Origin of the sequence: Paenarthrobacter sp. MSM-2-10-13, assembly GCF_011605365.1 — a bacterium.
GTDB lineage: Bacteria > Actinomycetota > Actinomycetes > Actinomycetales > Micrococcaceae > Arthrobacter.
In genome coordinates this window covers 831,180-842,762 of record NZ_JAAOXO010000001.1, presented here as the reverse complement: position 1 = coordinate 842,762, position 11,583 = coordinate 831,180, and the positions used below count along the sequence as shown (strand labels likewise).

The 11,583-nt window shown below is 61.4% G+C and carries 11 protein-coding genes and 2 tRNA genes; 2 read left to right on the top strand and 11 right to left on the bottom strand.

Annotated features, from left to right (window positions below; genetic code table 11):
- Positions 1-67: 67 nt before the first annotated feature.
- Complete coding sequence (locus tag HAV21_RS04075; RefSeq protein WP_166840522.1) at positions 68-1,267, bottom strand: ROK family transcriptional regulator; 1,200 nt, start codon at positions 1,265-1,267, stop codon at positions 68-70.
- A gap of 224 nt (positions 1,268-1,491) precedes the next feature.
- Positions 1,492-2,613: a methyltransferase gene (locus HAV21_RS04070; RefSeq protein WP_243753130.1), complete on the bottom strand. Its 1,122-nt coding sequence runs from the start codon at positions 2,611-2,613 to the stop codon at positions 1,492-1,494.
- Positions 2,614-2,819: 206 nt separating this feature from the next.
- Here HAV21_RS04070 and HAV21_RS04065 point away from each other — a divergent pair, with 206 nt between their 5' ends.
- Entirely contained in the window at positions 2,820-3,197 is a 378-nt protein-coding gene (locus tag HAV21_RS04065) for a cupin domain-containing protein (protein WP_166840520.1), read from the top strand.
- Positions 3,198-3,259: 62 nt separating this feature from the next.
- Here the strand turns inward: HAV21_RS04065 and HAV21_RS04060 are convergent.
- Positions 3,260-3,332, bottom strand: a tRNA-Ala gene (locus HAV21_RS04060).
- A gap of 390 nt (positions 3,333-3,722) precedes the next feature.
- Between HAV21_RS04060 and HAV21_RS04055 the strand changes: the two genes are divergently transcribed.
- Entirely contained in the window at positions 3,723-4,313 is a 591-nt protein-coding gene (locus HAV21_RS04055; RefSeq protein ID WP_166840519.1) for a ScbR family autoregulator-binding transcription factor, read from the top strand.
- Between the two features lie 79 nt (positions 4,314-4,392).
- Here the strand turns inward: HAV21_RS04055 and HAV21_RS04050 are convergent.
- The 8 genes from HAV21_RS04050 to obgE form a co-directional block, all read right to left on the bottom strand.
- A tRNA-Ala gene (locus tag HAV21_RS04050) sits at positions 4,393-4,468 on the bottom strand.
- A gap of 116 nt (positions 4,469-4,584) precedes the next feature.
- Complete coding sequence (gene rsfS, locus HAV21_RS04045) at positions 4,585-4,989, bottom strand: ribosome silencing factor (RefSeq protein ID WP_142939014.1); 405 nt, start codon at positions 4,987-4,989, stop codon at positions 4,585-4,587.
- Between the two features lie 102 nt (positions 4,990-5,091).
- On the bottom strand, positions 5,092-6,333 hold the full coding sequence (locus tag HAV21_RS04040) for a hypothetical protein (protein WP_166840517.1): 1,242 nt from the start codon (positions 6,331-6,333) through the stop codon (positions 5,092-5,094).
- 7 nt (positions 6,334-6,340) lie between these two features.
- Positions 6,341-6,970, bottom strand: coding sequence for a nicotinate-nucleotide adenylyltransferase (gene nadD / locus HAV21_RS04035; RefSeq protein WP_279538991.1), 630 nt, complete (start codon positions 6,968-6,970; stop codon positions 6,341-6,343).
- A gap of 46 nt (positions 6,971-7,016) precedes the next feature.
- Positions 7,017-7,256 carry a hypothetical protein gene (locus HAV21_RS04030; RefSeq protein ID WP_142939011.1) on the bottom strand — a complete coding sequence of 80 codons (240 nt, stop codon included), beginning with the start codon at positions 7,254-7,256 and terminating at the stop codon, positions 7,017-7,019.
- An 84-nt stretch (positions 7,257-7,340) separates the two neighbouring features.
- On the bottom strand, positions 7,341-8,705 hold the full coding sequence (locus tag HAV21_RS04025; protein WP_142939010.1) for a glutamate-5-semialdehyde dehydrogenase: 1,365 nt from the start codon (positions 8,703-8,705) through the stop codon (positions 7,341-7,343).
- A complete protein-coding gene (proB, locus tag HAV21_RS04020; protein ID WP_142939009.1) occupies positions 8,702-9,883 on the bottom strand; it encodes a glutamate 5-kinase in 1,182 nt (393 codons plus the stop codon). The genes HAV21_RS04025 and proB overlap by 4 nt, the downstream gene beginning before the upstream one ends.
- Entirely contained in the window at positions 9,873-11,459 is a 1,587-nt protein-coding gene (gene obgE, locus HAV21_RS04015; RefSeq protein ID WP_142939008.1) for a GTPase ObgE, read from the bottom strand. Before obgE ends, proB begins: the two co-directional genes overlap by 11 nt.
- Between the last annotated feature and the right edge of the window lie 124 nt (positions 11,460-11,583).

Below are 11,583 nucleotides of genomic sequence, written 5' to 3'. Positions count from 1 at the left end.
CATACTTCACCGTGACACACCTGCGACGTGGCCGAGCCTTATGGTTATTCAGTTGTCCTACTACTAACTAGCCCTCCAGCAGGAGCCTTTGCGCCCGTGGTGCCAGCATGTGCTCCAAAACCAGGCAGGCGGCACCGATGGCTCCAACGTCCTCGCCCACGCCAGATCCCACAACTTCGAGATCGTGGATCATGCGGGCCGCGTTGTTTTTGTCCAACAGTTCCGGAACACGTTCCATGAAGTAGGGCGACATCCGCCCCCAGAACGGGCCACCGAAAACGACGCGCTCCACGTCCAGGGTGTTGGTCACTATGGACACGGCACGCGCAACGAGGGTTGCGGACTTGTCCAAGATGGCGATTGCCCTGCCGTCACCGGCGTCGGCTGCGTCGCACAACTGGGCATACCGTTCCTGGACTTCGGGGCCGTCCGCACCAGCCCGATGCCCTTCCAGCACACCAGCGGCTTCGGCTTCGGCCACCAGCACCTGCGGGATGCAGGAAGACTTTACGCAGCCACGCAGTCCGCAATCACACAGCGGACCCTGCGGGTCCACCACGATGTGGCCGATTTCGCCGGCATTGCCCGAGGTCCCGCGCACTACTTCATCATTGAGGACAATGCCGCAGCCGATGCCTGTTCCCATGTACATGAACACGAAGCTGCCTGCACCGCTGGCGCCGCCTGCCCAGGTTTCCGCAACGGCAGCACTGGTCACGTCCTTGTCCACCAAGGTTTCCATGCCGGTGGCCTCGGCTAAGGCCTCCCGGATGCGCACACGGTTCCACCGTGTCAGGAGCGGAGGCTCCACCACCGAACCTTCGTCAAGGTCGATGGGTCCGGGGACAGCAACGCCCAGCCCGGCAATCTTGGACGCATCGACCCCTGATTCCTCAATGAGGATATTGATCTGCCCGGCGATGCTGGTGATCACCCCGGCCGGATCACCACCGGGAGTTGCCATCCGGGAATGCTTGACGACCTCACCCAGCAGGTCCAGAACTACGAAGGTGATGACTGCCGGATCCAGATGAACGCCCACAGCGTACATTCCGGCCGGGTTCAGGCGCAGGATGGTCCTGGGCTTACCCGGACCAGAGCCCTCCTTGCCGGCCTCCACGATCAACTGCTGATCCAGCAGACGCCTGGAAATGTTGGAAATGGTCTGCGGGGAAAGTCCCACGATCTGAGCCAACTCCACACGGCTGAGCCCACCTGATGAGCGGCGGATCGCCTCCAGAATGACAGTTAGATTAAAGTCCCCCATGCGGGGAAGGTTGGTTCCGCGCCTCGGTGTCGGCTGCCGGATCTCAGTCACTGATGCCCCTAGTCATTGGGATGAACTTCGTCGAAGTTGGTCTTTGTCTGAATCGTACGATACCGCCGCCGTTGGGGATATGAGCACACGCTGACACCGGCATCAGGGCTTGGTAACGATGCCGGTTGAGTGTGCCAGCGGCAGCCATGTGCTCAGATCCTTGATGGCACCGCTTAAGACTTCCGACTCCGCGTTACCGTGAATTTTGGATTCCGGCCTTCCTCCACCGTCGGCCCGATATGCCGTTCAAGTGCCGCGCGGTACTGCAGATGGCTGTTGTAGACGGTCCACAGCTCTCCACCAGGGGCGAGAACCCGCGCAGCAGCCTGGAACATTTTCAGAGCTGCGCCGGCGTGAACACTGGCGCCCAAGTGGAACGGCGGGTTCAGCAGGATGAGGTCCGCGCTGCCTGGTTCAAGGGTGGACATGGCGTCATCGTGGATCACTGCCACCCGCTCCCCCAGTCCGTTGGCCTTCGCTGTTGCCTTTGCTGAAGCGACGGCCGCAGCGGATTGGTCGGTGGCGACCACAAGGGCATCCGGATGGCGAAGTGCGTACATCGTGGCGAGGATACCGGTCCCGCAACCGAGGTCAACAGCCTGCCGGGCAGCCGGTATACGGTCCATGAAGGTCAGCAAGTAGCGCGTGCCAATGTCCAGGCGTGCGCCGGAGAAAGCAGCGCCATGCGCACAAACCGTAATCCCCAATTCCGGAAGGGACTCCACCACCGGAAAAGGGTGATCATTCGGCGCTGCTTTGGGCTCACGCGCCACCAGAACCCGGGACTTTTGCCGGGCAAGTTGCGGCTGGACTGATGCGAAGTACCGTTCCAGGACTGCATTCATGCCGAGCGACATGTGCTTGACGCGACCTCCGGCGAGCAGGACCGCATCCGGGGCAGCAAACCTGGCTACGGCGTCGGCGATTTCCTCCAACTCAGCCAGCGACTTAGGCAACTGCAAAAGCACTACGTCGGCGTCGTCCAATAGCTCCCGGCTCAGCTCGTGTCCGGTGAAGCGACCCTCCAAGCCGGCAGAAACTGCGTTGCGTTCCAGCGCCAGCCTTCCGGAGAACAGATCCTGGTTTACGCGTACATGCCCGACGGCGAGTCCGGCCAGGGCGCCCAACGTCAGGGCGCCGTAGCGGTCGCCAATGACAACCACCTTGGAGTCGGGGCCAACCAGATCTGTAGCCGTCTCCAGCAAGAGCCTGTCTGTGGCATCAAAAGCCTGAAGGTTGTCCGCCTCGACGTCAGGAAGCCTACTCAACCCGCCCAAGAGCGCTTCAACATCCATTACCGTCACGTTGAGTTTCTCGCTTTCATGCATAACTGTCTCGACTTTACGGTGGCGTGGGAGGAACCTAGTGCTTGCAGGACGCAAACACCTGTCATGCATTCCAGTGGCAACCACGGAGGCGGCAGGCACAGGTCACGGCGGCCCCTGGAGCCAGGCACCGGGATCTACCCATCATTTGGGCTCCCCTCCCTCTGTGAGAAGCCATGAGTGTCAATGTTGTCACGAACCTTGAAGTAAAGTCCCACAACTCTCCCGACGAAACGAGGCGACCCAACAAGACGGTGCTGGACCTCGTCACCGTGGGCGAATACACAATCGGCCGGATGACCTTCGAACCAGGCTGGACGTGGGCCGACTGCATCAAACCTGTAGTGGGCACCGACTCGTGCGAATTGAGCCACGTAGGATTCTGCGTTTCCGGCAACTTGGAAGTAGAAACCAACGACGGCGGCAAGATCAACATTTCAGCCGGTGATTCCTACAGCATCCCACCGGGTCATAACGCCCGCGTGGTGGGCGACCAACCGTTCCAAGGCGTCGAGTTTGTCAGCGGCGCCGAATTCGCGCGCCCCGCCGAGTAATCCCGAATCCACACGGACAACGAAAAAGACCCCGCTCAATGAGCGGGGTCTTTCAACCGAAGTGGAGCTGAGGGGACTCGAACCCCTGACCCCCTGCATGCCATGCAGGTGCGCTACCAGCTGCGCCACAGCCCCGGATTTATAGTGCAAATCCGCTACTTCCAAGCGGTAAGATTTCTCTTCCCGTCGAAGCAACTCGTCAATACTAACCACAATCGCTTGAGAAGCGAAATCGTCTGAATATGACCTGCATCACCGCGATAGGTTGGCCTGCCGAGGTTGCCGCAGCCGAGGTGCGTTGGATCATCCCACCGCACCTCCCCCCAAAACCAGCTGCGCTGGAGCCGCCCACAACCAAACGGCATGGCTCCCCCTGAAGTCTAGAATTTCCTGGCACTAAAACCAAACCGTTCAGTCGGTTTAGGATTGCTGCGGCCCGTCGCGCCCACGGTGGTAGCGTTGTGGAGTCTCGACGGCGGCCCACCCCTCCGTCTCCTGACTCACCCGAGAGGCCACCCACCACCGATGCAGCAACGTGCGAAAGACACCAGGCTTTCCGTCATTGAAGGTGCCGCCCGGGTTTTCGCGGAAATCGGTTACGGCAACGCAAGCCTGACCGACATCACCAAGCGCGCCGGCGTCACCAAGGGTGCGCTCTACTTCCACTTCACCTCGAAGCGGGAGTTGGCATTGGCTGTCATCGAGGAACAGCACGCAATCGTTCAGGCGGCAGGATCTGAAATAGCAGCCTCGGAAGCCCCTGCCTTGGACAGGCTCATAGGCCTCTGCAGGATGTTCGGGCAACAACTCCTGGACGAACCCTTGGTCCAAGGCGGCATACGACTGACTTTCGAAGCCTCCGCGTTCGACGCTGACGTCTCGGGCCCCTACCAGGATTGGATCAACACAGCGGAGCAGCTGCTGCGACAGGCAGCCACGGACGGCACCGTCCGTGCCGACCTGGATGCCGCCGCCTTTGCCAGATATCTGGTTGCATCCTTCACTGGAGTCCAGATGGTTTCCGAGGTCCTTACATCACGTGAAGACGTCCTGCTGAGGATCGAACAGATGTGGGAGTTCATGCTGCCGGCTCTGCAGCCAACCAGTTCCAGCTAGCCAGTTTTCCGCGGGGACGTTTTTCCAACGCAAAAAGGTCCTGCCCTCTTCATGAATCATGAAAAAGACAGGACCTCGTTGGTGGAGCTGAGGGGACTCGAACCCCTGACCCCCTGCATGCCATGCAGGTGCGCTACCAGCTGCGCCACAGCCCCATATTCTTGCTGCTTCGCGATCAGCTTTTCGGCTACCCGCGCCGAAGCAACTCAAATATCTTAGAACAGCATTTCCGAAAATTCCAAATCGGACATATTTCGGCAGGCTGCTGCTCCTAGTGCCCGGAATCCTCCGCGGTAACAGCCTTGGCAGAAGCGTCATCGCCCAATTCGAGGTCCACCACAGGGCAGTCCTTCCAGAGCCGCTCCAAGGCATAGAACACCCGGTCCTCGGAGTGCTGGACGTGGATCACGATGTCGGCATAGTCCAAGAGGACCCAACGACCTTCGGACCGGCCCTCGCGGCGTACAGGACGAAGGTCCTGCTTCATCAGTTCTTCCTCAATACCGTCAACAATGGCGTTGACCTGACGCTCGGTGGGAGCCGACGCAATCAGGAAAACGTCAGTGAGCGCCAAACGCTCGCTGACATCCAATGCGACGATGTCCTCGGCAAGCTTCTCAGCCGCGGCACGCGCAGCGTGACGAGCGAGTGTGATGGATTGTTCATGTGCAGACACGGGGTACTCCTTGTTGTGGCCAATGGCCTGTGTTTGGCGTGAGCCATTTGTACAGCGATAGTTCGTGAGCCATTTTGCAGCGATAGTTACTCTCCAGCGGAACTAGCCGCTGGTGATCATGATGATGCCGACGATGAGGGCCACAAGGCCCAGCGCCAGGACGCCGAATTGCAACAGCCTGTTACGTTGAGCGCGGGCCAAGCCCGCAGTGTTGGCATCCAAAGGATCAAGGCCGTACGCCGCGCTGGCCGAAACTGGTGTGCGCTGGGCTTCTTCGTTGGGCTCCCCCGCCGGCTCAGGACGTTTCCTTGCCGATTTCGCTACCGCCTCTGCACGGGCCAGAACGCCGGCGCGGCCACGGGATCCCGACTTTTTGGCCTGGGTTTGTCCGGAGTCGACTGTAGGCCCGGCTGAGGTAATCAGCGGAACAAACGTGGTGCTGGGGCGCTTCATGACGGGACGCTCAATCCCCGGCATCTTCACGAACTCCAGTGGAGTCACCATCGCGAGGTTGTTTGCCGTGGACGGTCCTGCGTCCGCCGTGGGCGACTTCCCGTTCCCGCCGGAACCCGAAGGGGTCTTACCGGAATCCGAAGGGGTCTTACCGGAATCCGAGGTGGTCTTTCCGGAATCCACCTGGGTCTTCTCAGCAAGCTTCTGCTTGGCAGCAGCACGCTTGTTCAAGACTGCAGCACGCTCCGCGAGGGCAATCTGCTGAGCCAGCACATCAGGATCCACGGCCAAGGGATCCTGCTCGGCGATATGTTCCAGCTTAGCCGTCTGGTTTTCCACCTGGGCGGCGATCAGTTGCCGAACTGCAAGCGCCTGTTCCACGGACATTTCGGACTCCGCGGGAGCGCTGGAAGGCTTGTTGGCGGCCTCCGGCTGGGGTGCCTCTTGTGCGGTTTCGTCCTCTTTGGCCGCATCCTTTGCAGTCTGTTGCGTGGCTGGCGCGGACGCAGCGGACGAGCCGGCAGGCATGGGGACAACCGGATTCATAGAGGTGGCAACTTCAGCCTGAAGTTGCTGGAGGCGCAGCTGGCGACGCGTGGGCGGACCCCCACCGGAGAGCTGCTCCTCCTTGTCGGCCAGCTCCTTGATGGTGCGCAGTGCGGCACGATCCCGGGCACGGATCTGGGAGGACCGTTCCTGGGCCGCAGGCCCTACGGCATCCACCGGAACATCGGCGGCGCGGCGATTGCGGCCGTTCGGACGGTCGGCATGTGGAGGATTCTCTACCTTCTCAGGCGCGGAAATATCCACGTGCTGTTCCTCGGGGCGCTCTTCACGGGCACGCCGAAGCTCACGCCTGCTGCGGATGGGTCGCTGGTCCTGGCTGCTCATTCAAAACTCATTCAGTACGTGCTTGGTCGTCTGATCCGGACAGTGCGGGTGTCAGATCTGCTTCGATGGGTGGCTCCGCGTACAGTCCATACTTTGCGATGTATTGCACCACTCCGTCAGGCACGAGGTACCAAACCGGATTCCCTGCACCCACGCGGGTCCTGCAATCCGTGGAGGAGATTGCCATGGCAGGAACTTCCAACAAGCTGACGTCATCCCTGCCCATGTCGTGCAGTTCATGCCCGGGACGAGTAACGCCAACGAAGTGGGCCAAGGACCACAACTCGTCCACGTCCTTCCACGAAAGGATCTGAGCCAAAGCGTCTGCGCCGGTGATGAAGAAAAGGTCGGCGTCAGGACGCTCTGCACGGAGATCGCGGAGGGTATCAATGGTAAAAGTAGGCCCCGGACGGTCAACATCCACCCGGCTTACAGTGAACCGGGGATTGGAGGCTGTAGCGATGACCGTCATCAGGTAGCGGTGCTCAGGCCTGCTGACCAGCTTGTGGGACTTCTGCCACGGCTGGCCTGTGGGTACGAAGACCACTTCATCCAGGCCGAACTTTGCTGCCACTTCACTGGCAGCAACAAGGTGGCCGTGATGAATGGGATCGAACGTTCCACCCATCACGCCCAGCCGGAGCCTGCGCCCCGCCTCCCCACGCGGTGTTGCGGCGATAATGTTAGTGGCCTTGGCCGTGCGTGTGCTTGTTCGGGTGCTGGCGGTGCGGATCGGCGTGCTCTTCCACAGCCTCATGGCGGTTGCCAAGGTTGGTGTAGGCGAGGGTTACGAACAGGAGAACCAGCATGAGGGCGAACATCACTGCGCCGAAGACCCACGGCTCGGCCCACAGCGGAGCGAGTTCCTCGTGGCCGCCTTCAGTTTGGGCGGCAATGGACGTGGCGATCTGCTGAAACAGCATCTTCTCCCCTAGTTGGTTCTCAAAGGATTTTTCGACGGCGGGACTCCCCGCCGTTCCGGACTTCTGTTCTATGTTACCGCGTTGCTAGCCGCGGATCTGGCCCTCGCCCTGGACGATCCACTTGGTGGTGGTCAGCTCCGTGAGGCCCATGGGACCCCGGGCGTGCAACTTCTGGGTGGAAATACCCACCTCGGCTCCGAGGCCTAGCTCGCCGCCGTCAGTGAACCGGGTGGAGGCATTGACGATCACAGCTGCGGAATCTATGTCCGCGATGAACTTCTCAGCGTTTGCCAGGTTGTTGGTGAGGATCGCTTCAGTGTGTCCGGTGGTCCAGGTACGGATGTGGTTGACTGCTTCATCCAAGCTGTCCACCATAGCGACGGCCAGATCGAGATCCATGTACTCGGTGGCCCAGTCCTCGTCGTCGGCAGGAACGGTTTCCACGTCCTTGCCCAAAGCAGCAGCGATCCGATCATCCACGTGGAGGGTGACACCGGCCGAACGCAAGGCTTTGGCAACGGCAGGCAGAACCGTGGACCCGGAATGCACCAGCAGGGTCTCTACGGTGTTGCAGACGCTGGGCCTCTGAGTTTTGGCGTTGAGGAGGATCTCTACGGCCATCTCTTCACCCGCGGACTCGTCGATGAAGATATGGACATTCCCTTCGCCGGTTTCAATGACAGGCACGGAAGAGTTGGTCACCACCGTTTGGATGAGATCGCGCCCACCGCGGGGAATGAGGACATCCACACGGCCGCGGGCTCGCATCAGCACGTTGGCTCCTTCGCGGCCGTACTGGTCCACGGTCTGCACCGCGTCAGCGGGCAGGCCAACGGAATCCAACGCTTCGCGAAGAATCCGGACAAGTGCCTCGTTGGTGTTGGCCGCGGCGGAACCTCCACGAAGGATCACAGCGTTGCCGCTCTTCAATGCAAGGCCGGCAATATCTACTGTGACGTTCGGCCGGGCCTCATAAATGGCGGCCACAACACCCATGGGGACGTTTACTTGGCGCAGGCGCAGTCCATTGGGAAGTGTCTGGCCCCGGACCACGTTGCCCACAGGATCGGGCAATCCGGCCAGGTTTTCCAAAGCAGCCACCAAGCCGTCAATACGGGCGGGGGTCAAGGTCAAACGGTCCAGGAGTGCTGCTGAGGTGCCGTTTGCCCGGCCTACGGCAACATCCTTGGCATTGGCTTCCAATACATGCTTCCGGTTCTCCACCAAGGCAGCTCCGATGGCGCGCAGCGCGCGGTCTTTCCATGCGCGGTTTGCCTGTCCCATACGGCGGGCAGCCTTACGGGAGCGGTCCGCTATGGCGTGAACGGCAGCCTGGACATCTTCCGGTGACAACGGCGCGCCGCCTGCTGCAGGGTTCTCCGGCGTCTGGCCGGGGGTACCGGAAACATCAGAGATCACAGGGGCGTCAGGGGTCAGCGCTTCAGTCATGCTCCAAGTTTAGATGAGCGCGATGCCCTCAGGAGCACCAGATCATCAACATGAACAACTTCGCGGTCATAGCCGCGGCCCATGGCTTGGCCCAGCTCCTGGGTGGTGCGGCCCAACATGCGCGGGAGTTCATCGGAAGAGTAATTCACCAAGCCGCGCGCCACCACCGTTCCGTCGTGGGCAACCATCTCAATGGGGTCGCCGGCTTCGAAGTCACCGCTGATGTCCGAAATGCCTGCGGGAAGGAGTGACCTGTGCCGGTCGCGCACGGCTTTCACTGCGCCGTCGTCGAGCATCAACCGGCCCTGGACCGTGGCCAGGTGCGCCAACCAGAGGAGGCGGACCGGCTTGCGATTGCCATTCACGGCGAACCAGGTTCCCACATCCCCGCCGGACAAGGCTGCCGCAGCGTTGGCCGTGGACGTGACCAAGGCATGGATGCCCGAGCCGGCAGCAATGGACGCAGCTTCCACTTTGGTCATCATGCCGCCGGTTCCTACGCCGGCTTTGCCTGCCTTGCCGATGGTCACATCCTCAAGGTCCCGCGGACCTCGGACCAGCGGAATGCGTTGGGCGCCTTGGGAAGGCGGGCCGTCGTAGAGGGCGTCGACGTCGGAGAGCAGCACGAGCGCGTCGGCGCGAACCAGGTGCGCCACCAAGGCAGCCAGGCGATCGTTGTCGCCGAAGCGGATCTCGTGGGTGGCCACGGTGTCGTTCTCATTGACTACCGGCACCACGCCGAGGTTCAACAATCGGTCCAGCGCCCGGAAGGCATTGGTGTGTTGCGTTCGGCGCATGAGGTCATCGGCGGTCAGCAGAACCTGACTGACGGTCACGCCGTGGGCGCTGAACGCCTGCGTGTACCGCGCCATCAGGAGGCCCTGCCCAACACTCGCGGCAGCCTGCTGCGTGGCCAGGTCTTTAGGCCGCTTGGCCAAACCCAAGGGGGCAAGACCGGCGGCGATGGCACCCGAGGACACCAGGATGATCTCCGTGCCTGCATTGCGCTTGTCAGCAAGGGCATTAACCAGCCCGGTGAGGGACTTCTCGGAGATGCCACCCTTGATGCTGGTCAGCGAGGATGACCCCACTTTGACAACAATTCGTTTGGCGGTGGCGAGAGCTTGACGCTCGAGTCCTTCAGCGGTGTCCGGAGCGTCGACAGTCCTAGTCGTCATCACCGGAATCCAGGTGACTTTCCTTCACTGCCTGCGCGCGCCGACCACTGACGGATTCGGTCCAGATACCAGCCTTGCGCTCCGCTTCGAGCTCGGCCCTCGCGGCAGCCTTGGCCTCACGGCGCTCGATCTGCTCATCGCGCTTCTGTGAACGTGTGGGACGGTCACCGATGTCCGCGACGCGGATGTCAGTCCCGCGGGGCGTTGCGAGGAGTTCAGCGCCAGCCATCATGGTGGGCTCCCAGTCGAACACCACGCCATCGTCTTCACCGATGACCACGGTGTCGCCGGGCTTGGCGCCAACCTTGAACAGCTCAGTTTCCACACCAAGCTTGGCAAGACGATCGGCAAGGTAGCCAATGGCTTCCTCGTTGGTGAAGTCAGTCTGCTTGACCCAGCGCACAGGCTTTTCACCCAATACGCGGAACAGGGGCTCGAGGTTCTTCTCCTCGCGGCGGATCTTGAATCCGGACTCGTTGACGGCGCGCGGACGCAGGACGGGAGGTGCCACCTTGGGAGGCGCGGTCTGCACGGCGTTACGTGCTGCTTGGACGATCTCAGCCATGGCAAAGCCGAGCTGACGCAAACCTTCGTGGCTTGTTGCCGAGACTTCAAAAACTCGGTATCCGCGGGCTTCAAGGTCCGGACGGACGAACTCGGCCATATCCTTGCCGTCAGGAAGATCCACCTTGTTGAGGACTACCAACTTGGGGCGCTCATTCAGTGGCACCACTTCACCGTCAACGCCGGCATAGCTCATGTCTACCGCGTACTTCTCGAGTTCGGCTTCGATGATTGCGAGGTCGGAAAGGGGATCACGGTCTGATTCAAGGGTTCCGCAATCAAGGACGTGAACCAGCGCAGCGCAGCGCTCTACGTGCCGCAGGAAGTTATGGCCCAGGCCCTTGCCTTCGCTGGCGCCTTCGATCAGACCAGGAACATCGGCGATGGTGAAGCGCACGTCGCCGGCCTGCACCACGCCAAGGTTGGGAATGAGGGTGGTGAAGGGATAGTCGGCAATCTTGGGCCGGGCAGCAGACATGGCCGCAATGAGGCTCGACTTACCGGCAGAGGGGAAACCGACCAAGGCGATGTCTGCGATGGACTTCAGTTCCAGGACGATGTCACTGGATTCACCTTCGATGCCCAGCAGGGCAAAGCCCGGCGCCCGGCGCTTCTGCGATGAAAGGGATGCGTTGCCGAGGCCGCCTTGGCCACCGGCGGCCGCAATGTACTCAGTGCCCTCGCCAACGAGGTCAGCCAGGACTTCGCCGTCCTTGGTCTTGACCACGGTGCCATCGGGCACGGGAAGAATCAGGGTTTCACCGTTCTTGCCGCCTCGCCAGTCACCCATGCCTGGGCCGCCGTTGGTGGCGTGGCGGTGGGGAGCGTGGTGGTAGTCGAGCAGCGTTGTGGTCTGGGCGGAGACGCGAAGGATGACATCGCCACCGTTGCCGCCGTTGCCGCCGTCAGGGCCGCCGAGGGGCTTGAACTTCTCACGCTTGACAGAGACACAGCCGTGGCCGCCGGTTCCGCCGGATACGTGCAGGACTACCCGGTCTACAAAGCTCGCCACGTGGATCTCCTCAGTTGCTGTCTTACAGCGTTTGTTGCTGTTGCCAGCGCTGTTGCAAAAACCAGTGCGCTACGGCGCCCTAGTCGATTGTAATGCGGTTAAAAGAACGGTGGAGCGGGCCGTT